Origin of the sequence: Nocardia sp. NPDC060259 (assembly GCF_042728775.1) — a bacterium.
GTDB lineage: Bacteria > Actinomycetota > Actinomycetes > Mycobacteriales > Mycobacteriaceae > Nocardia.
In genome coordinates this window covers 40,515-60,803 of record NZ_JBHXAY010000014.1, presented here as the reverse complement: position 1 = coordinate 60,803, position 20,289 = coordinate 40,515, and the positions used below count along the sequence as shown (strand labels likewise).

The 20,289-nt window shown below is 68.0% G+C and carries 17 protein-coding genes; 9 read left to right on the top strand and 8 right to left on the bottom strand.

Translation table 11 applies throughout. The features are described from left to right. Positions 1-16: 16 nt before the first annotated feature. Both dnaN and dnaA read right to left on the bottom strand, forming a co-directional pair. A complete protein-coding gene (gene dnaN, locus ACFWF2_RS08755) occupies positions 17-1,192 on the bottom strand; it encodes a DNA polymerase III subunit beta (RefSeq protein WP_379306080.1) in 1,176 nt (391 codons plus the stop codon). A gap of 599 nt (positions 1,193-1,791) precedes the next feature. Next, a complete protein-coding gene (gene dnaA, locus ACFWF2_RS08750; protein WP_379306078.1) occupies positions 1,792-4,008 on the bottom strand; it encodes a chromosomal replication initiator protein DnaA in 2,217 nt (738 codons plus the stop codon). A gap of 655 nt (positions 4,009-4,663) precedes the next feature. Between dnaA and rpmH the strand changes: the two genes are divergently transcribed. The 9 genes from rpmH (at position 4,664) to ACFWF2_RS08705 (ending at position 11,505) form a co-directional block, all read left to right on the top strand. Then, on the top strand, positions 4,664-4,807 hold the full coding sequence (gene rpmH, locus ACFWF2_RS08745) for a 50S ribosomal protein L34 (RefSeq protein WP_071932098.1): 144 nt from the start codon (positions 4,664-4,666) through the stop codon (positions 4,805-4,807). A gap of 22 nt (positions 4,808-4,829) precedes the next feature. Next, the gene (rnpA, locus tag ACFWF2_RS08740; protein ID WP_189031760.1) at positions 4,830-5,249 is read left to right on the top strand and encodes a ribonuclease P protein component; all 420 of its coding nucleotides are present in this window, start codon (positions 4,830-4,832) and stop codon (positions 5,247-5,249) included. Beyond that, positions 5,246-5,545 (top strand): membrane protein insertion efficiency factor YidD, encoded by a 300-nt coding sequence (gene yidD, locus ACFWF2_RS08735; protein WP_189031758.1) that lies wholly within the window; start codon positions 5,246-5,248, stop codon positions 5,543-5,545. Before rnpA ends, yidD begins: the two co-directional genes overlap by 4 nt. 4 nt (positions 5,546-5,549) lie before the next feature. Next, positions 5,550-6,626: a membrane protein insertase YidC gene (yidC, locus tag ACFWF2_RS08730; RefSeq protein WP_379306075.1), complete on the top strand. Its 1,077-nt coding sequence runs from the start codon at positions 5,550-5,552 to the stop codon at positions 6,624-6,626. A gap of 24 nt (positions 6,627-6,650) precedes the next feature. After that, a complete protein-coding gene (locus ACFWF2_RS08725) occupies positions 6,651-7,184 on the top strand; it encodes a protein jag (protein WP_189031754.1) in 534 nt (177 codons plus the stop codon). An 89-nt stretch (positions 7,185-7,273) separates the two neighbouring features. Then, positions 7,274-8,029, top strand: coding sequence for a 16S rRNA (guanine(527)-N(7))-methyltransferase RsmG (gene rsmG, locus ACFWF2_RS08720; protein ID WP_379306073.1), 756 nt, complete (start codon positions 7,274-7,276; stop codon positions 8,027-8,029). Between the two features lie 642 nt (positions 8,030-8,671). Then, a complete protein-coding gene (locus ACFWF2_RS08715) occupies positions 8,672-9,613 on the top strand; it encodes a ParA family protein (RefSeq protein ID WP_229740037.1) in 942 nt (313 codons plus the stop codon). Positions 9,614-9,644: 31 nt separating this feature from the next. Continuing rightward, positions 9,645-10,673, top strand: coding sequence for a ParB/RepB/Spo0J family partition protein (locus ACFWF2_RS08710; protein WP_379306070.1), 1,029 nt, complete (start codon positions 9,645-9,647; stop codon positions 10,671-10,673). A 106-nt stretch (positions 10,674-10,779) separates the two neighbouring features. Next, complete coding sequence (locus tag ACFWF2_RS08705; RefSeq protein ID WP_379306142.1) at positions 10,780-11,505, top strand: GNAT family N-acetyltransferase; 726 nt, start codon at positions 10,780-10,782, stop codon at positions 11,503-11,505. Between the two features lie 64 nt (positions 11,506-11,569). Here the strand turns inward: ACFWF2_RS08705 and ACFWF2_RS08700 are convergent, their stop codons facing one another. The 6 genes from ACFWF2_RS08700 to ACFWF2_RS08675 all read right to left on the bottom strand — a co-directional run bounded on the left by ACFWF2_RS08700 (position 11,570) and on the right by ACFWF2_RS08675 (position 19,879). Continuing rightward, positions 11,570-12,763 (bottom strand): peptidoglycan-binding protein, encoded by a 1,194-nt coding sequence (locus ACFWF2_RS08700; protein WP_379306068.1) that lies wholly within the window; start codon positions 12,761-12,763, stop codon positions 11,570-11,572. Positions 12,764-12,882: 119 nt separating this feature from the next. Further along, positions 12,883-13,215, bottom strand: a complete 333-nt coding sequence (gene trxA / locus ACFWF2_RS08695) for a thioredoxin (RefSeq protein ID WP_379306066.1) — start codon at positions 13,213-13,215, stop codon at positions 12,883-12,885. A gap of 41 nt (positions 13,216-13,256) precedes the next feature. Beyond that, on the bottom strand, positions 13,257-14,243 hold the full coding sequence (gene trxB / locus ACFWF2_RS08690; RefSeq protein ID WP_379306064.1) for a thioredoxin-disulfide reductase: 987 nt from the start codon (positions 14,241-14,243) through the stop codon (positions 13,257-13,259). Positions 14,244-14,341: 98 nt separating this feature from the next. Beyond that, positions 14,342-15,076 carry a hypothetical protein gene (locus tag ACFWF2_RS08685; RefSeq protein WP_379306062.1) on the bottom strand — a complete coding sequence of 245 codons (735 nt, stop codon included), beginning with the start codon at positions 15,074-15,076 and terminating at the stop codon, positions 14,342-14,344. A 96-nt stretch (positions 15,077-15,172) separates the two neighbouring features. Further along, positions 15,173-15,730, bottom strand: coding sequence for an RNA polymerase sigma factor SigM (gene sigM / locus ACFWF2_RS08680; protein WP_379306141.1), 558 nt, complete (start codon positions 15,728-15,730; stop codon positions 15,173-15,175). A 330-nt stretch (positions 15,731-16,060) separates the two neighbouring features. After that, positions 16,061-19,879, bottom strand: coding sequence for a murein biosynthesis integral membrane protein MurJ (locus ACFWF2_RS08675; protein WP_379306061.1), 3,819 nt, complete (start codon positions 19,877-19,879; stop codon positions 16,061-16,063). Between the last annotated feature and the right edge of the window lie 410 nt (positions 19,880-20,289).

The following is a 20,289-nucleotide window of genomic DNA, read 5'->3' as shown; positions in this document are numbered from 1 at the left end:
ATTACGCGTGCGGGGTTCAGCCGGGCAGCCGGACCGGCATCAACAGGTAGATGTACTGGCTCTCCAGCGCCGCGAACGCACCGGACTCCAGCACCTTGGGCTCCTCGTCGGAGGCGGGCAGCAGGACGGCGGGACGGCTGGGCGTGGTGAAGCCGAAGGTGACCCGGTCGGTGTGCAGCGCCGAAAGGCCTTCGGTCAGGTAGCCGGGGTTGAACGCGATGGTCAGCGGCTCACCGCGGAAATCGGCTTCCAGCCACTCCTCGGCGCGGCCCGCGTCGTCCCCACCCGCGGACAGCAGCACGCCGTCGGTGGAGAACTCCAGGCGCACCTGGGCGCCGCGCTCGGCCACCAGGGCGACACGCTTGATCGCCTCGGACAGCGCGGCGACGGGCAGCGTGGCGATGGAGGTGTGCTCCTTGGGGAGCAACTGGCGGAACTTGGGGAATTCGGCGTCGAGCAGGCGGGTGGTGGTGCGGCGGCCCGCGTTGACGATGCCGAGCAGGCCGTCGGCCCCGCCCCCGGTGCCGAGCGAGAGCTGCACCGGCGCGTCGGTGGCGCCGAGGGTCTTGGCGGCTTCGGACAGCGTGCGCGCGGGGATGAGCACCGCGGTCTCGATGTCGGAGCGGGTGGGCTGCCACTGCAGGTGACGCACGGCGAGGCGGAAGCGGTCGGTGGCGGCGAGCACCACGTCGTTGCCCTCGATCTCGACGCGGATGCCGGTGAGCATGGGGAGCGTGTCGTCGCGGCCCGCGGCGACGGCGACCTGGCCGACCGCCTCGGCGAACACGTCGACACCGAGCTCACCGGTCTGCTGCGGCACCTCGGGAAGCTGGGGATAGTCCTCGACCGGCATGGTGGGCAGGGAGAACTTGGCGCTACCGCAGGCGATGAGGACGCGGGTGCCGTCGACGGAGACATCGACCGGCTTGTTCGACAGCGCCTTGGTGATGTCGGCGAGCAGCCGGCCCGAGACCAGCACCTGGCCGGGACCGGCGACCTCGGCGGCCACCCGCATCTGCGCGGAGACCTCGTAGTCGAACCCGGAGACCGTCAGGCCGTTCTCGTCGGCCACCAGCAGCACACCGCCCAGGACAGGCACAGGAGGACGGGACGGCAGACTGCGCGCCACCCAGGCCACCGACTCGGCGAAATCCTCTCGGGCGACCCGAAACTTCATGCTCGCAAGCTCCATCGCCCGATTTGTCCTCTCCGAGTTTCGAATCCGTGTGCGGGTGTGTTCAGCGGAGTTGAGGTGCTGCGTCGGCCGCGCACTGAGTCTCGCACAACAAGCCGACAACCAAACGGTACCCGGGCATCGCGGGAAGTCCGCATCGACCCTCCCTGCCGATCGAGCGCTGCCGGCCCATCCCCTCTTCTCCTTGCCGCTTGTGAGTGGAGCACCGACCGAGCCGAGCCTGTCCGACCGACTTTCCACACACCTTGTTTTGAAGAGATCTCTTCAAGAAATAGAACTGAAGTAGTAGTAGGCACTGTGGAATCTGTGGACTTCGACCGAATCCGCAGGTCAGCGCGCACGTCGGCGTGGGGATGGCCGTGGGGTGACTCGAGGATGAACCGGGAGCGTCTGTGGACGCCCGAAGTTGTCCCAATTCCATCCTCGAGTAGTCCTCGAGTTGTTCCACCGGATTCACCCTGTTGTTCACACGCGGGGGCAGGGTGGTGGCAACTAGGTGGATTCCTCGAGGACTCCACAGGGATTCCTCGAGGAATCCACAGGGCAAAAAAGAACACCGCCCCAGGTCAGGGCGGTGTTCGAGGGTGTGGATGAAATCAGCGGGAGCGCTGTTTGATCCGGGCTGTGAGTTCTTGCACCTGGTCGTAGACGCGGCGCCGCTCGGTCATCTCCTTGCGCACCTTCTTCTCCGCGTACATCACCGTGGTGTGGTCGCGACCGAACGCCTGCCCGATCTTGGGCAGCGACAGATCGGTCAGCTCACGGCACAGGTACATGGCGATCTGGCGGGCCTGCGCGAGCGGCCTGGCCTTGCCCGGCCCGGTCAGTTCCTCGAGCGTCGTATTGAAGTACTCGGCGGTGACGGCCATGATCGTCGCCGCGTTGATCTCGAGCGCCGCGGTGTCGGGCATCAGATCCCGCAGCACCACCTCGGCCAGCGACAGATCCAGCGGCTGACCGTTGAGCGAGGCGAAGGCCGTCACCCGGATGAGCGCTCCCTCGAGCTCACGGATATTGCGCTCCACCCGGCTGGCGATCAGCTCGAGCACGTCGTGCGGCACATCGAGCCGGTCCATCCGCGCCTTCTTGCGGAGGATCGCGATGCGGGTCTCCAGTTCGGGCGGCTGTACATCGGTGATCAGGCCCCACTCGAAGCGGGTGCGCAGCCGCTCCTCCAGCGTCGCCAGCTGCTTGGGCGGGCGGTCGGAGGAGACGACGATCTGCTTGTTCGCGTTGTGCAGGGTGTTGAAGGTGTGGAAGAACTCCTCCTGGATGCCTTCCTTGCCCTCGATGAACTGGATGTCGTCGACCAGCAGGATGTCGGTCTCGCGGTAGCGCCGCTTGAACGCGACCTTGCGGTCGTCGCGCAGGCTGTTGATGAAGTCGTTGGTGAATTCCTCGGTGGACACGTACTTCACCCGCATGCCGGGGAACAGCCGTTGCGCGTAGTGCCCGGCCGCGTGCAGCAGGTGCGTCTTGCCCAAACCCGAAGCGCCCCAGACGAACAGCGGGTTGTAGGCGCGGGCAGGCGCCTCCGCGATGGCGACCGCCGCGGCGTGCGCGAACCGGTTGGACGCGCCGATGACGAACGTCTCGAAGGTGTACTTGGCGTTCAAGCTCGCCGAGGACGACGGCTGCGGCGGCGCCTCGGGCGACTTGTTGAAATACGTCGGCCAGTTGTTGCGGGCGTCGACCACCGGCTCGTCGTCGGCGGGCTCGGCACCCGGCGTCCCCGGCCGCAGCGGTTCCGGCGCCGCCTCGATGGTGGGTTCCTCGGCCCGCGCGGCGATCGGCTCGTCCTGCTGCGGCCCCCGGCCCCGGCTCGGCGCGCGCTGCGGCGGCGGATCAGGGGTGAACAGCGACTCCTGACCCGGCGGGATGTGCTCGCGTCGGGGCGAACCGGAGGGCTCCCGGCGGGCGGGTGGGGCGGCATCGGCCGGGCGCTGGTCAGGGCGCGCGCCACGGAACTCGCCACGACCGCCGAACTCGCCGCCGTTGAAGTCGGGTACCGGGTACGCCGCCGTCGGCTCGAAGTCGGTGCCGGGGAACTCGGCTCGGTCGGGCTGGAACTCCGGTGCCTGCCCGTACTCCGATGCCTGTGCGTACTCGGGCTGCTGCTGATACTCCGGCGGCTGCTGCTGATACTCGGGCTGCTGGTATTCCGGTTCGGCTTGCCGGTATTCCGGTTCGGGCTGGTACTCCCGATGACCGGCGTAGTCGGGGCGCTCGCCGTACTCGCCCGCCTGCACGGGGTACTCGCGGCCGCCGTAGCTGTTGCCGTAGTCACCGGCGGGCGGATATTCCTGCCCGCCCTGGTACTCGTTGCCGTACTCGCCATTGCCCGCGGGGTACTCGCCCGCGCCGTAGCGGGGGCGGCCGTACTCACCGCGCGCGACGTAGTCGGGAACACTGAAATCGGGACCGGGATAGCCGGTCGGCGGGCGCACCTGCTCGCGCGGGCGCTCCGGTCGGCTCGTCATCCTGGCGTGCCGCGGCGAACTGCCCGCCCGCTCCCCCGCGGCCGGGCTCGGCGCGGCGATGCGCACGCCCAATCCTTCGACCTGCGGCCCGAGCCGGCGACCCAGCGAGCGCAGGATGGGTTCGCGCAGATCACGCTCGATCGCCTCCTGCGCGAGCGACGACGGAACCGACAGCAACGCGAAGCCCTGGGCGACGGTGAGCGGTTTGACCAGCTTCAGCCAGGCCTGCTGCGCGCGGCTGACCGCGGGAATGGCGCCGTCGGCCGAGCCGGTGGTGAGCTCGGCAACCACCTCTGGCCATACTGTGGCCAGCACATTCTGCTCGTCGTCCATGCAGCGTCCTCCCCGGACCGGTTGTTGGGGCCCACGGCCGGGAGCACGCGAGCAAAACCACCTGTGAACAGGTGGAATCCAGTAATCCTGCGTACAACCGAAGCCGGTTCGAACGCCGTGCGGTCCCAGAATCTCCGAGTGCGGCGCGGGCACCGTCGGCCCTACGAATATGCCACTCCGGCCGTCTTTCCACACAATTATCCACAGATGTGGACAAACCTGGGGATAGAGGGAATCTGCCAGCGTGTGGCAGTGAACGGGGCTGGACCTGCGGTTCTTCAGCAATCCCCCGGCTACAGAGGTTAGCCGTCCCCGCCGCAGAAGGCCAGAGGTGTGGAGGAACTCACGAAAACTGCCCCGATGCGTCAGTGCGTCCCGGGCGTGTCGGCCCAGGTCGGCCCGCTCCCTGGCGGCTATCCGGGGTCCGGTAATCTGGACATCGTGCCTAGCGCACGTGCCTGGGGGCCGAGTTTGACCCTGCGTAGCGGTATCAGTACCCTCGTACAGTCACCCCTTGGCGCGGTGGCGGCTGTGTGCTGCACGTCGATCGCCAAGGCTTTCTGCGTGTAGACCGCGGTCCGCTGCGCAGACATCCGAATCATTGAACAGAACTTCGGGCGCCGAACGGTGCCCACCAACTCGAGGAGTGTTGACCGTGGCCAAGGGCAAGCGGACGTTCCAGCCGAACAACCGTCGTCGGGCGCGCGTGCACGGCTTCCGCCTCCGGATGCGTACCCGTGCGGGTCGCGCCATCGTTTCGGCGCGTCGCCGTAAGGGCCGTTCCGAACTGACTGCCTGATCGCGCGTAGTCGGACGCTCGGGTGTTGCCTGAGCCGTATCGGTTGCACCACCGTGCCGAATTCTCCCGCACGGTGCGCCGCGGTCAGCGAATCGGGAGGCGAGATCTCGTCGTACACGCGCTTACGCACACGTACGACGATGTCGCCGATGTCGATTCCCTGATCCGGGTAGGCGGTCCGCGGTTCGGGCTGATTGTGAGCAAGGCGGTGGGAAACGCGGTGGTTCGCCACCGGGTGGCCCGCCGCCTGCGTCATATGTGCGCCCAGGTCGTCGACGAACTGCCCGCCGGTACCGATGTCGTGATCCGGGCGCTGCCCGGCGCGGCTACCGCCGACTCCGCCGAGTTGCTGCGCCAGCTGCGCTCCGGCCTACGCAAGCTCGGTTTGCGTACTGCACCGGAGCCCGCGCTCGGTCGCACCCCGGCCGGTGAGCGGCGATGAGGACTCTCACCCGGCTCCCCGCGAACGCGCTGATCTTCCTGATCGAGCTGTACCGGACCTATGTCTCCCCCACCCGGATGCCGATCTGCCGGTTCACCCCCACCTGCAGTGAGTACGCGGTGACCGCCCTGCGCACCCGCGGGCTGCTCGTCGGGTCGGCACTGACGGCCGTGCGCCTCGCCAAATGCGCACCCTGGCACCCTGGAGGGTGGGATCCCGTGCCAGAGCGCGGGTCGAATGCCTGCACAAAGTCATCGCCCGCGCTGATCGGCGATACGAACGACGGGAGTACCTAGAGCCGTGCTCGACATCATCTATTGGCCGGTATCCGCAATTCTGTGGTTCTGGCACAAGGCCTTCGGCTTTGTGTTCGGAGCTGACAGCGGGCTCGCCTGGAGCCTCGCGATCGTCTTCCTGGTCTTCACGCTGCGGCTCGTGCTGTACAAGCCCTTCGTCAAGCAGGTGCGTACCACCAAGCAGATGCAGGAACTGCAGCCCCAGATCAAGGAGCTGCAGAAGAAGTACAAGAACGACCGCGAGACCATGGCGCGGGAGATGCAGAAGCTGCAGAAGGAACACGGCTTCAACCCGCTGATGGGATGCCTGCCGGTCCTGGTGCAGGTGCCGGTGTTCCTCGGTCTCTTCCACGTGCTGCGCTCGTTCAACCGCACCGGTCACGGCTTCGGTCAGCTGGGTATGTCCGCGTACGACAACGCGCACACGCCGAACTACATCTTCAGCGCGACCGACGTGCAGTCGTTCCTGAGCGCCCGCATCTTCGGTGCGCCGATCGCTGCCTTCATCACCGCGCCGCAGAGCGAGCTGGAAGCCTTCGCCGAGTGGGGCGGCACACCGACCAGACTGAGCATCGCGCTCGTCGCGATTCCGCTGATGGTGATCGCCGGTGTGGCGACCCACTTCAACGCCCGCGCTTCGGTGCAGCGGCAGACGCCGGAAGCCGCCGCGAACCCGCAGGCCGCCATCATGAACAAGCTGTCGCTGTGGGTCTTCCCGCTCGGCGTGATGGTCGGTGGCCCCTTCCTGATGATCGGCATCCTGATCTACTGGGTGGCCAACAACATCTGGACCTACGGTCAGCAGCACCTGGTGTTCGGCCGCATGGAGAAGGAAGAGGAAGAGAAGAAGGCGAAGAAGCTGGAGCTGCGCGCGCAGAACGCGCCGAAGCCCGGCGCCAAGCCGGTCGACGTCCGCAAGAAACAGGACGCCCCGGCCGAGGACACACAGTCGACCAACGGCACCGCCGCGTCCAACGGCACCGCCAAGCAGACCGCCAAGCAGGGTGGCGGTAAGCGCAGGCCCGGTGGGCAGCAGCGGCCGGGTAACCGTGGCCGAGCGAACCAGAAGCGTAAGCGCTGAGTGGCGATCAGATAGAGGAATCCAATGACTGTTGAGACCGAGACCGACGGAGGGGACGCCACTGTGGCGACGACTGTTGACGTCGTGAACGACGCCGAAGAAGCGTTGATCGAAGAGGGCGAGATCGCGGGCGACTACCTCGAGCAGCTGCTGGACGTGCTCGACTTCGACGGCGATATCGACCTCGATGTCGAGGGCGACCGCGCCGTCGTGAGCATCGACGGTGGCCGCGATCTGACCAAGCTCGTCGGACGCAACGGTGAAGTCCTCGACGCGCTGCAGGAGCTGACCCGGCTGGCCGTGCAGCAGGCGACCGGCGTACGCAGCCGCCTGATGCTGGATGTGGCCGGCTGGCGCGCGCAGCGTCGCGCCGATCTGAGCGAGCTCGGCGTCGCCGCCGCAAAGCGGGTGCTCGAGTCGGGCAAGCCCGAGGCGCTGTCCGCGATGACTCCGTTCGAGCGCAAGATCGTGCACGACGCCGTCGCCGATATCGAGGGCGTGGCCAGCGAGAGTGAAGGTGTCGAGCCGAATCGCCATGTGGTGGTAGTGCCCGAGTAGGCTGACACCGCCGCGACCATGAAAGGGCCTCCGGTCTCGGACCGGGGGCCTTATTCATGTCCTCTTGCGATCGACCACCACTCGGAAGGATGTTTCACGTGGAACGAGAACTGGGTGCGCTGTCCGCCGAGCTGGAACCGCCTGCCGCCGCCGCGCGGGTGTTCGGCGACCGCCTGGACCTCGCCCGCCGCTACTGCGCGGCGCTGGCCACCGCCGGCGTGGAACGCGGCCTCATCGGCCCGCGTGAAGTCCCCCGCCTCTGGGAGCGTCACATCCTCAACTGCGCCGTGGTCGGCGAGTTGATCGAGGAGGGCGCGGCCGTGGTCGACATCGGCAGTGGCGCCGGACTCCCCGGCATTCCGCTGGCCATCGCACGGCCGGATCTCCGCATCACTCTCGTGGAACCGCTGTTGCGTCGCACAATCTTTCTGAGCGAGTTCATCGACGAGATCGGACTGAAGAACGTCACCGTCGTTCGTGGCCGCGCCGAGCAGTCCGGTGTCATCAAGGAGGCAGGCGGCGCGGATGTCGTCACCTCGCGGGCGGTCGCCCCGCTCGCCAAGCTCGCGCACTGGTCGCTCCCCCTGCTCCGCGACCACGGCCGGATGCTCGCACTCAAGGGAACGAGTGCCGCCGAGGAACTCGAACGTGATGGCGCCGAACTGATTCGCGACGGAGCCACCGATCTCCGGGTAGTCGGCTGCGGCGCCGGGATCGTCGAGGTCCCGACTCTCGTGATCAGCGCCGAACTGCTCCCCCGCGCCGAGCGTCCGACCCGTCGCGCGGGCCGGAAGGCAGTCAGCGCGGAGAAGAAGCGCCGTGGTAGCGGCAATCCTCTTTCGTAACGTGACGAAAGAGGCCGAGGGTATTTACCTACGGCCGAATCCGACCGAATTCCGATAGTTCCGGAGGGGTGCTGCAATCCGCTCCTCCTGGCATGTTTCACGTGGAACGCGAGCGAGGCGAGGTTCCACGATTTCACCTGCTCGGGTTGTCCAGTTGTGCTGACGGTTTCGCACGCACATGCCGGTGCATCCCTGGTGTCGCCGCGATGGCTCACGGTGACCGGAGCGGATGCTGGTCGGAGAGTTCGGCTTCGCCGACCGACGCCGGTTCCGGCGGATGGTGTCATGGGTTGAGGGCCGGGTCGGAAGGCTTGATCGCCCGTCCGATTTCGCCGCGAACGCTCCCCGGTGTTTCCCGTGAAACATCGCTCCTGGCACCGATTTGCGCGACTTTGGGTGTGTCCTTACCGGCGTGCCGCGATTCAGCTTTCCTAACTGTCGCGGGGCTGGCAAGCTGTTCACAGTCGGGCGTGCGCGCCGGGAGCCACCGCGGATGTGGCCGGACGCCCCCGAACTTGTTTGTGATGACACGGCGCCGACGCTCGGTCGGGAGTACGTGATCGAAGTTTCTCGGGTTAGGAGCAGTCTATGTCGAGCGGTCCGGCGAATGTTTCACGGGAAACAGCGTCGCGGGTCCCGGGGATGCTGGATTCCAGCAACTTCGACGCGGAGACGTTCGGGAACACTCCTTTCGGGAATATCTCCCCGGCCGAGACCCCGATCGCGGCGGAAGCGCAACGCGCCAGCCAGATTCTGCATCCAGGAAAGGTCACTGTGCCGAAACCCCGCGAGCAACGGATCATCACCATCGCCAATCAGAAGGGCGGCGTCGGTAAAACGACGACGACGGTCAATCTCGCTGCGGCACTAGCGCACCAGGGCATGACGGTGCTTGTCGTCGATCTCGATCCGCAGGGCAATGCGAGTACGGCGCTGGGCGTCGCGCATCACTCCGGGGTCCCCTCCAGCTACGAGCTGTTGATCGGCGAAGTCGCCGTCAAGGACGCGATTCAGCAGAGCCCGCACAGCGAACGGCTGCTGTGTGTTCCGGCGACGATCGACCTCGCCGGCGCCGAGATCGAACTGGTCTCGATGGTCGCCCGCGAGGGACGCCTGAAGACCGCGATCCACGAGGCGGCCATCGCCGGCTACGACATCGATTACGTGCTGATCGACTGCCCGCCCTCCCTCGGTCTGCTCACCGTCAACGCGCTCGTGGCGGCCAAGGAAGTGCTGATCCCGATCCAGTGCGAGTACTACGCATTGGAGGGCGTCGGCCAGCTGCTCCGCAATATCGGGCTGGTGCAGGCGCACCTCAATCCCGAACTCCACGTTTCGACCGTGCTGCTGACGATGTACGACGGCCGCACCAAACTGGCCGACCAGGTGGCCGAGGAAGTGCGCAACCACTTCGGCGACGTCGTCCTCAAGTCGATGATCCCGCGCAGCGTGAAGGTCTCGGAGGCACCGGGCTACGGCATGACCGTGCTCGATTATGATCCAGGCTCCCGCGGCGCGATGAGCTACCTGGACGCGGGGCGCGAGCTCGCCGCCCGCGCCCAGCTCCGCCAGGACGCGTCGTAGTGAGTTGGAACGAGGAAGGGATCGGTAGCCGATGAGTCAGGCGAAAAAGGGCGGTCTCGGGCGCGGCTTGGCCGCACTGATCCCGACGGGTCCGGCAGCGACGGCGCCGGGTCTCAGCAGTGCCGCGGCGAGCGTGATCGGGATCAACCCGATCGGCCCGCAGCCGGCCGAGGCGTTCCTGCATCGCGTTCCGGATGCCGAACCCGAACCCGAGGAAGACCTCGTCTCCCCCGGCGGCGCGGTCTACCGCGAGGTGCCCGCCGAGCAGATCGAGCCGAACCCGAAGCAGCCGCGCCAGGTTTTCGAGGAAGAGGCGCTGGCGGAGCTGGTGCACTCGATCCGCGAGTTCGGTCTGATGCAGCCGATCGTGGTGCGTCGCGTCGAACCGGGCGTCGACAAGTTCCAGTTGGTCATGGGCGAGCGCCGCTGGCGCGCATGCCAGGAAGCCGGACTGGCGACCATCCCCGCGATCATCCGCGACACCGACGACGGCGCGATGCTGCGCGACGCGCTGTTGGAGAACATCCACCGCGTGCAGTTGAACCCGCTCGAAGAGGCGGCCGCCTATCAGCAGCTGCTCGAGGAATTCGACGTCACCCACGAGGAATTGGCCACGCGGATCGGTCGCTCCCGGCCGGTGGTGACGAATATGATCCGACTGCTGAAGCTGCCGATTCCGGTGCAGCGTCGGGTGGCCGCCGGGGTGCTCTCGGCCGGCCACGCCAGGGCGCTGCTCGGTTTGGATGCCGGTGCCGATGCGCAGGAAGTGCTGGCGGCGCGAATCGTCGCCGAGGGACTGTCGGTCCGGGCCACCGAGGAAGCGGTGACGCTCGCGAACCGCAATCCGTCGGAGGTCGCTCCCCCGGCGCCGAAACGTAAGCCGATCCACATGCCGGGTCTGCAGGAAGTGGCCGAACGGTTGTCGGGTTCCTACGACACCCGGGTCACGGTCAGCCTCGGAAAGCGTAAAGGCAAGATCGTTGTCGAGTTCGGTTCCGTCGAAGATCTCGAGCGCATTGTGGCGCTGATGGAACAATCCGGCCCTGAAACGTCACTGTGACGGGGCACTCCCAGTCTTTCTACATAATTGAAAGAGGCGGCATTACTGTGGATAGTGATGTGGCGTGAGCGTGGATGAATCGGACAGCTGGAGGCTGAGCAGAGCGGTGTCGACCAGCGTCACGGCCTTGACTCTCGATCGACTCGATCAGCTCCCGGCGCACACCCGGCGGTGTGTGTTCTGGGAGCTCGATCCTGCCGTTGCTGCCGACTCCCACGCCTTCAGCGATCCGGTCTTCGAGAAGGAAGCCTGGCTCTCGACCGTGATGCTCGAATGGGGCTCGTGCGGTCAGCTGGCGCATGTCGACAACAACATCGCCGGCTGCGCGCTGTACTCGCCCCCGAGCGCCGTGCCGCGGTCGACCCTGTTCCCCACCTCCCCCGTGAGCCCGGACGCGGTCCTGCTGACCACGCTGCAGGCCGAATTCCCCTACGAGGAGGCCGATGTAGCCCATCGGCTGATTCAGGCCGTTGTGGCCGATCTGGTGCGTCGCGGCGTGCGCGCGATCGAGGCGTTCGGCATTCGCAACGGTCCGGCGAGCAGCTCGCTGGCCGATCGCGGTCTCGGATCCTCGATGCGGTTGATGGAACGGATCGCGGCACCGCTACGGGATCCGGCCGCCGCGACCCACTGCACTCCCGAAACCTGCATGATCGACGCCGATTTCCTCACCGAGGTCGGTTTCGAAGTGGTGGCCCCGCATCACCGCTTCCCCCGGCTGCGCCTGGAACTGGATTCCGACCACGGCTGGAAGGAAGACGTCGAGCGCGCCCTCGACCAGTTGCTTGCCGCAGCGTCGATGGCACCGCCGACCCGCGTCGGCGTGCTCTGAGGAACGCAACACACGACAATGGCCCCGCGGAAACCGCGGGGCCATTGTTCGTTTCGGGGGTCTGCTAGACGCGCGGCACGGTCACGTTGCCGGACTCGGCAGCGGCCAGTTCCTCGGCGAGCAACTCGGCGAAGGTGTACGTGCCGGTGGGCTGGTCGTCCTGGCCGAGCAGATACAGCCGCTTGACCGAGATGAGGATGGCTTCGGCGATCACGTCGCGCATGCGCGGGTTGGTGAGCACCGAGGCGTCGTATTCGTTGGTGAGGTAGCCGAGATCGACCTGGACCGTCGGCATCTTGGTGAGCCGCAGCAGATCCCAGGTGCGCTGATGAGTCCGGCAGTCCTGCACCGAGGTACGGGCGACCACCTCGCGCTGGATGAAGCCGGCCAGCACCTGCCCGATCATCGAGACCGAGCCGTGCGAGTTGCCGAAGTAGAAGCCGGCGACGCCCTTGGCGGACGGGTTGTCGCTGGTGGCGCAGCGCAGCGAGATCATCAGGTCGGCGTCGAAGGCGTTGGAGGTGTCCGCGCGTTCGGCATCGGTGGGGTTGGCGCCCCACGGCCGGGACAGGAACGTTTCCATGCCGGTGGCGGCCATCCGGCCCTCGAGCCGGGAAGCCAGATCCCAGAGGATCTCCGACTCGTAGACGTCACCGAACTCGGTGGGCACCGCGAAACCCTTGTCGGCGCCGCCGAATCCGGGATCGATGACGATCCGCTTGCCGGTGAGCTGCGGACCCGCCCGGTGCACCACCTCTTCCTCTGCGATGCGGTGCGGGTTGCCGCCGGTGACGCGCGCGCCGAGCAGATCCAGCGAACGCAAGGTGTCGGGACCGCAGATGCCGTCGGCGGACAGGCCGATCTCGCGCTGGAAGGCGCTGAGCCCGTCGTGGGTGTGCGGGCCGAAGTAGCCGTCGACCCGGTGCACGTAGAAGCCGAGGTCCTGCAGCTTGCGCTGCAGGGTGGCCACGTCGTCACCGTAGAGCGGCGCGGACAGCTGGTAGATCAGCGTGCGGGCACCCAGGCGGTAGGAGGCTTCCTTCAGCGCGCGATAGGTCGCCGGACCGACGACCCCGTCGACGAGCAGACCGCGCTGTTGCTGGAACGCGCGTACCGCCGAGTCGAGCGGGCGGTCGAACTCCGCGTCGGTGTCCTTCCAGTAGTCGCCGTGCTGGGGATGCAGGAAGCCGAGGCTTGCGAGGGTGCTCCGAACCTCTGCGACGGCTGGTCCTGAATCGCCGTGACGAAGTCGGTGCATGCGTGAGAGCCCTTTCTTCGACCGGAGCGTCGCCTCGATTGTCTCAGACCCGGGGCGCTTTGCGGGAATCCCCGGGTCCAGGCATCCTACGGCGCGTCGGCCGGTCGGACGTGCTTTTGTCAGATCAAGCCGTCGAGTTCACGCAGCAGCGCGGCCTTGCCCTTGGCGCCGACGATCTGCTTCACGGGCTTGCCGCCCTGGAACAGGATCATCGTCGGCAGGGACAGGATCTGGTAATCGCGGGCGGTGCCGGGGTTGGCCTCGGTGTCGAGCTTGGCGATCGTCAGCTTGTCGGCGTGGGTGCCCGCGATCTCCTCCAGCACGGGGGCGACCATCTTGCACGGACCGCACCAGTCTGCCCAGAAGTCGACCAGCACCGGCTTCTCGCTGAGCAGGACGTCATCGGCGAAGGACTTGTCGGTGACGGTGATGGTGTTGGCGCTCTCGGCCATGGGTGTACTCCTTGCTGGGGTGGAACTCGACGTGCTCGAAATCAGTTGGTGGACACTGCTGCCGGGCCGTCGGCGTTGTCGAGGGTGTTCGCGGTGATGTCGCCCTGCTCGGCGAGCCAGCGCTCGGCGTCGATCGCGGCGCGGCAGCCGGTGCCCGCGGCGGTGATCGCCTGCCGGTAGGTGTGATCGACCAGGTCGCCCGCGGCGAACACGCCTGCCACGTCGGTGGCGGTGCCCGGCTCGGTCACCTGCACATAGCCCTCGCTGTCGAGCGCGACCTGGCCCTTGACCAGTTCGCTGCGCGGGTCGTGGCCGATGGCGACGAACAGGCCGGTCGCGGCGAGCTCGGACTCCTCGCCGGTGCGGGTGTCGCGCAGGGTGAGGCTGGACACGCTGTTCTCGCCGTTGACCTTCACCACTTCGGCGTTGAGCCGGAACTTGATCTTCTCGTTGGCCTTGGCGCGCTCGAGCATGATCCGCGAGGCGCGGAACTCCTCGCGACGGTGCACGACGGTGACGCTGGCCGCGAACTTGGTGAGGAAGGTCGCTTCCTCCATGGCCGAGTCGCCGCCGCCGACCACCACGATGTCCTGGCCCTTGAAGAAGAAGCCGTCGCAGGTGGCGCACGCGCTCACGCCGCGGCCGAGCAGCTCCTGCTCACCCGGCACGTGCAGGTAGCGGGCGGCCGAGCCCATGGCCAGGACGATGGCGTAGGCCTCGAAGGTCTCGTCGCCGACGGTCACCTTCTTGATCGGGCCGGACAGGTCGATCGCGTCGACGTCCTCGGTGCGCAGGTCGGCACCGAAACGCTTGGCCTGCTCGCGCATCTGCTCCATCAGGTCGGGACCCATGATGCCTTCGCGGAAGCCGGGGAAGTTCTCCACCTCGGTGGTGGTCATCAGGGCGCCACCGAACTGGGTGCCCTCGAAGACGAGGGGCTGTAGTTCCGCGCGAGCGGCGTAGACGGCTGCCGTATAGCCGGCGGGTCCTGAGCCGACGATGATCAGGTCGCGAACTGGCGTGCTCATGGGGCCCTTCCGAAAGACAAGCTGGGGACGTGTCGGTCAACAACAGCCTAAACGGTGTTGTTCCCGGTGCTACGGCGCTGTCCGCCGAAGCTGCCGCGTCAGCCGATATCGCGTAGCGCTAGCTGTTCGGGGGCGCCGACGGTGCAGCCCACGCCGACGACCAGCGCGGTGATGGTCGGCGGCTCCGGCCCGACGACGAGCACCAGGACCGCGTCGGAGCCGCGGAAGGTGATACTCGACGCACCGAGGACAGCGCGGTCGATGCCGTTGGCCTGGACGCAGCGGGTCAGTGCCGCGTCGTCGGCCAGCGGACCGCGGACCTCGCGCTTGCCCAGTGCGCTGAGCGCGGCCGCGGTGGTGAGTTCGTCGCCCGGGGTGGCCGGTTCGGTGAACTGCGCCGCGGTCGGCGTGCCGTCGGTGGTGTCGAGCGTGCTGACGACCGCGCCCGCGCCGGCCAGGACGGCCACCGTGGCGGCGGCCGCGGCCAGCAGGCCCATCCGGCGACGGGATCGGTACCGCGCCAGGGAAACCGGCGGTTCGGCCGGTAGCTCCGCGGACAGCGGCGTGACTCGTTCGGTAGGACCGTCGCCCGCGTCCAGTTCGGCGACGAAACGGAACATGCGGTCGGCCACGTCGTCGGGCATGCGGTGCATGACCCGCTCGTCGTCGCCGAGCCTGCGGAGGTGAGAGTTCACCTCGTCGAGCTGATTCAGGTAACGCAGCGCGTCTGGGTCGGTGCTGACGGTCGGCCACAGTTGCTCGCGCAGTTCCGGCGCGAGGTTGTCGGCATGGAGATCGGCCAGCAGTTCCGACGGGAACGGAGGCTGCGGCACGGATCGAGACACCCTCGCACCTCCCCTGTTCTGTCGATATCGGATCGCAGGACTTACATCGCTGACTTGTTCGTCACTGTTAATGACGCATCCGGGCTAGATCCGGTTCCCTGGATCCCGGAAAAATTCCAAACGTTCTTGCAAACGTACGCGCGCTCGGGAGCAACGGCTCTTGATAGTGCCCTCCGCCACGCCGAGCAAGGCGGCCGTTTCGGACACGCTGCGCCCCTCCATTTCGACCATGACCAGGGCAAGCCGCTGGTCCTCCGGCAGTGTGAACAGGGCCTCCTCGACCACGGTCGACAGTTCGAACTCGGCGAACTCGTCGCGCGAGTCGACCGCCTCGGGCATGACGTCGGGAGTGATCGATATCGCGCGGCGGGTCTTGTTGCGGCGGATCCGGTCCAGGCAGGCGTTGACGACGATGGCGTGCAGCCAGCTGCGCACCTCGGCCTCGGCCCGGAACGACTTCGCGGTGCGGTGCGCGGACAGCAGGGCGTCCTGCAGCGAGTCGGCGGCGTCCTCGCGGCTGTAGGAGGTGCGCAGGGCGGTCTGCCACAGATGGTCCTTGTGCCTGCGCAGTAGTTCGGCGAACGCGTGCGGCTCGCCACGGACATGCGCGGCCAGCAGTTGCTTGTCGCTGCCGTTCTCCAGGAGGAACGAGCGGTCGCGGTATGCGGCGACCTGCCGCGTTCTCCCCCCGCGGACCTGCTCGTTGACTTCCGGCGACACCTTACCCCTTGGACAGCGCTCATTACGGCGACTTCACGTCGGCGAACGAGGCCGATCCATCACCTGACTACTACGCGGCGTCCAGGACCGACGTCGACAGACCCTGGGTAGCTCCCAGCCGAGAGCGCGGGGCGATCATACCGTCGATAACAATTGCGCACCAACCGGACCGCGGTTCGATGACGGTCGGCATCCGGCCCGGAAGTAGGCGGCCACCTGCGCTGATTGCGGTGGGAGAAGGAGAGTCGCCGACTAGGGCGCCGCGTCGAAACGGACGTCGGCGATCTCGGTCTGGAACTGACCGCCCGAGTTCGCCAGTCCGGTGATCCAGACGAGCACGAAACGCGCGGCCTGGTCGGTCTGCACGGCGATGTCGGTGACCCCGTCACCGAGCTTGGCCGACCCGATCAGCTGGGTCTGGTCGAGCGTGGGTGCCTCGGTGGGCGAGGTGCGGATCTCGACGGTGCTGCCCGCGCTGGGCGAGGTGATCGAGACATTGGTCAGCTTGGCGGGCGTCGGCAGCGTCGCCAGCAGGCCGACGCCCTTCTTGAGGGCGGGGAACTGCTGGAAGTACTGATCGGTGTGCCACACCGTCGCGGTGTTCTGGTCGAGCACCGCGCCCGCCGTGGCCGCACCGTCCGGGGTGCCCTCCGGGGAGAACACCGCTGCCCCGGTGACCGGCACCGGGAAGCTGGTCGGCGGCGCGGCCGGGGTCTGGCCCGCTGGTGGCGCGGCGGCAGGCGGCGCGACACTCGACGTGAGCCCGATGTTGATCTGCTCGTCCAGCGGCTTGTCCGAGGCGCCGGGCGCGAAGATGCTGACCATCCACCAGATCAAGATGCCGACGACCAGCGCGGCGAGCACGCCGAGGCCGACCATGATCCACATCATCCGCTTGGAGCGGTCCCGCTCGGCGGCGAGCAGCTCCGGATCGGCGAGCGAATCCGGTCCACTCGCCACGGCCCGCTGACCCAGCCGCAGGACCGGGATGAAGTCGGTCTTCTGGTCGACGACCGAGGCCTGCTCGAGCACGTGCTGCACGGTGGCGGCGGTGCGCACACCCTTGTTCGACTCGAGCGAGCGGACCGCGACAGCCGAGATCTCGAACGGGACCTCCGGCCGGATCTGCCGCGGTTCCACCGGCGTGCCGTCCGGCCCGAAGTCGGCGAGGTGCAGGCCGCCGATGGTGGCCGCGGTCCCGGTGACACCGCCGACCCGGATCGGCCAGCGGGCGGTGATCAGGGCGTAGAGCATCGCGCCGAGGCCGCGCACGTCGGCCTGGGCGTCCGAATCACCGAGGGTGCCGGGGAAGGCGAGCACGGCGTCACCGGAGGCGCTGATCCGGATCCGGTCGGGGTGGTCGATCGAGAGCGAGCCACCGCCGCGGTGGGCCAGTTCGGCCGCCGAGGCGAGCGCCCTGATGGCCCTGGCCGCGCCGATCGGCGACGGCACCGTCTCGGCCATCTCGCGGAGCGAACGACCCGGCGTCCACTCGGCGACGACGATGCCGCCGGAGCTGCCGCGGACCACGTCGAGGACCCTGGCCAGGCCGGGCGAGTTGATCCGGCCGAGGCGCAGCGTGCGCGACAGGATCGCCTGCGGGCCGTCGTGGCCGGAGTTCTCCCCCGACTTCTGATCGGCGTCGACGAAGGTCAGCGCGACCTCGCGGTCGAGCTTGATGTCGAGCGCCTGCCAGAACCTCAGCCCGCGCGCACCGCCGTGATCGGCCAGCAACCGGTACCGGCCACCAGCGACGGACGCGCCGGGCATCAGCTTCGGGCCACGCTGCGCACGGTTCGCCGACGGCTGGACCTGCGGCGGGATCGGCAACATGCCGGTGTCGTAGGTCGGATCGTGTGGCATTTCCCGTGGCTCGTCCGCCGGATGTCGCTCGTTGTCTGCCGGGCCGCTCTGTGGCGATTCGGCCTCGTCGGGCGTGTCGGCGTGCTCGGATCCTGTCGCGCGGGTCGCGGCAGGATCGACATCGGTGGACATTCCTCCTGCTTTGCGCGCCGCAGAATCAGCGGCCGGGACGCCGCCCACCGCGTCATCGCTCACCCTCGGTCCTCCTTCGCCCTGATCTCGCGGATCCTTCCGCGTGTTCACGACATCACTACCCATGTCGGTCTGCCGAACAGCGTACGGGAACTGTGCTTGGCCGGTGAGGTCAACAGCGCCCGGCCGGATCACCGGCAGGATCATCGTCTGGGTGTCCATCGACGGCCCATACGACGGGAACCCGTAGGTGTCGGGTCTGCGCAGTACCGTGGTCGCGTAGATGTCGTCGGCGGGGCTCTCGTCGAGGCCGAGATCCGGCGCGGGCGGGGTGATGCCCAGCTTGCGCGACACCGCGACCGTGATCGCCACGACCTCGGGAATTCCGGCCAGGCGCATCAGACCGAACGCCACCGAGAACATCACCAGCGCGCCGACGATGACGCGCAGCAGCGACGCCGGACCGCCCGTGAGCTGATCCATCCTGGTGATCGTGTCGACGATGAGCATCACCGCACCGCCCGCCACCGAGGCGAGCAGCACGCGGGTGACGGTGCGGCCGACATTGGACATGCGCAGATCGCCGAGACTGCGGTGCAGCAGGATGCCGCCGATCACCGCGCCCGCGGTGAAACCGAGGCCGGTCGCGACGCCGAGGATGATCACCACGTCGTCGCTGTCGCGGGCCAGCACCGGCGCCAGCGCGGAGCACAGGATCTTGATGGTGGTGATGCCGAGGATGATCCAGGTCGGGGTCCACGCCTGTTCCCTGGCGTAGAACACCCGCAGATGGATCAGCACCAGCGAGTACGGGATGAGCGAGAACGCCGACCAGCTGACCGCACTGCCGAGGCGTTCGGCATCGCCGGCGAACTGGGCGTATCCGTAGAGCGCCTGGCCGATCTCCGGACCGGCCAGGGTCAGGAAGGTGACGACCGGGATCAGCGCGATCATGGTGAGCCGGGTGGCCACGGACAGGTCGTCGACCACGGCCGGGGTGTCGTCGGCGGCGGCGTTGCGGCTGAGCCTCGGCATGATCGCGGTGAGCAGCGTGACACCGAGGACGCCGTAGGGCAGCTGCAGCAGCGCCCAGGCATTGGCGAAGATCGCGGGACCGGCCTCGTCGGCGGCGGAGGCGATGTTGTTCGCGACGACCAGGCCGATCTGGCTGATCAGCACGTACAGGATGATCGCTGCGCCCATCTTGCCGAACTGCTTGAGGCGCGCGTCGACGCCCCACAGCGGGCGCAGATCGATGCCGTGCCGCCGGATCGCGGGCAGCAGACTCAGCGCCTGCGTGGCCACACCCGCGGTGACGCCGATGCCGAGAACCAGCAGTTTCGGGTCGCTTATCCGCACCGGATCCAGCGTGATCTCGCCCGGCGTCAGCGCGTAGGCGGCCAGTACCACCAGCACGACGATGTTGTTCAGGACCGGGGCCCACGCGCCTGGTTTGAACGCCTGCCTGGTGTTGAGGATGGCGGTGAACAGCGCCGACATGCCGTAGAACAGGATCGCGGGCGCCAGCAGGTAGGTCAGCGCCGTGGTCAGGTGGGTGTTCACCTTGCCGCCGGAGTCGACGAGCACATGGCCGGCCAGGATCGGGGTCGCGGCCAGCGTCAGTACCGTCGCGACGAACAGCACCGTGAAGGCCGCCGTCACCAACCGGCGCACGAACGCGGCGCCGTTGTCGGCGTCCTCGTGTTCGGCGCGGACCAGCGTCGGCACGACGATCGCCGTCAGCACGGCGCCGAGCACCAGCTCGGCGATCATGTTCGGGATCAGGTTCGCCGAGATGAAAGCACTGGCGATGGCGGGACCGAGGACCGTCAGCAGCAGCAGCTGCTTGGCGAACCCGGTGATGCGGCTGATCAGCGTCGCGACGGCGATCGAACCGGAGTCCTTGAGCAGTTTCGCGTTGGCGCTCTGCGGGGTGTCGGGCTTGTCGGCCGTCACCCGCTTGGGGCGCGCGATCCTCTGGGTCTTGGCGGCGGCCTGGTCGTCGACGGCGGTGCGCCGACCACTCGCCGAGCCACGCGCGGCCTCCGCGTGCGCGCCGACCGGCGTGCCCGGCATCCCGGGATAGGAGGGGCGTTGCGGGGCGTCGCGGCGCTCCGGGCGTCGCCCAGCGGACTGACCGCCGCCAGGCTGGTTGGGCTGTTCCCCGAACCGCTGTTCCGGACGGCCCTGCCGGGGGATGGCACCGGACTGCGGACCGCGCGGGGGAAAGTCGCCGGCGCGCGTACCGGAACCGGGCGCGGGGCGCGCACCTTCCTGCGGCCGCTGGGGACGTACCCCGGCATCGATATCAGGACGCGCCTGCCGTGGAATCGCACCGGAAGCCGACCCGTGCGGCGGCGCGGGCCGCTGCTGCTGGGGGAACTCACCTGACCGCGGGGCCGTCCCGGGTCGCTGCGAGAACTCCCCCGGGCGCACGCCGGGGTTCGGTGCCTGGTCGGGCGGGAACTCCCCCGGGCGTGCGCCCG

Coding starts and splice junctions, on each gene's coding strand:
- dnaN (WP_379306080.1), bottom strand. CDS start 1,192: ATGGAGCTTGCGAGCATGAAGTTTCGGGTCGCCCGAGAGGATTTCGCC.
- dnaA (WP_379306078.1), bottom strand. CDS start 4,008: ATGGACGACGAGCAGAATGTGCTGGCCACAGTATGGCCAGAGGTGGTT.
- yidD (WP_189031758.1), top strand. CDS start 5,246: ATGAGGACTCTCACCCGGCTCCCCGCGAACGCGCTGATCTTCCTGATC.
- ACFWF2_RS08725 (WP_189031754.1), top strand. CDS start 6,651: ATGACTGTTGAGACCGAGACCGACGGAGGGGACGCCACTGTGGCGACG.
- rsmG (WP_379306073.1), top strand. CDS start 7,274: ATGTTTCACGTGGAACGAGAACTGGGTGCGCTGTCCGCCGAGCTGGAA.
- ACFWF2_RS08715 (WP_229740037.1), top strand. CDS start 8,672: ATGCTGGATTCCAGCAACTTCGACGCGGAGACGTTCGGGAACACTCCT.
- ACFWF2_RS08710 (WP_379306070.1), top strand. CDS start 9,645: ATGAGTCAGGCGAAAAAGGGCGGTCTCGGGCGCGGCTTGGCCGCACTG.
- ACFWF2_RS08700 (WP_379306068.1), bottom strand. CDS start 12,763: ATGCACCGACTTCGTCACGGCGATTCAGGACCAGCCGTCGCAGAGGTT.
- trxA (WP_379306066.1), bottom strand. CDS start 13,215: ATGGCCGAGAGCGCCAACACCATCACCGTCACCGACAAGTCCTTCGCC.
- trxB (WP_379306064.1), bottom strand. CDS start 14,243: ATGAGCACGCCAGTTCGCGACCTGATCATCGTCGGCTCAGGACCCGCC.
- ACFWF2_RS08675 (WP_379306061.1), bottom strand. CDS start 19,879: ATGCCGGGCACGCCGGTCGGCGCGCACGCGGAGGCCGCGCGTGGCTCG.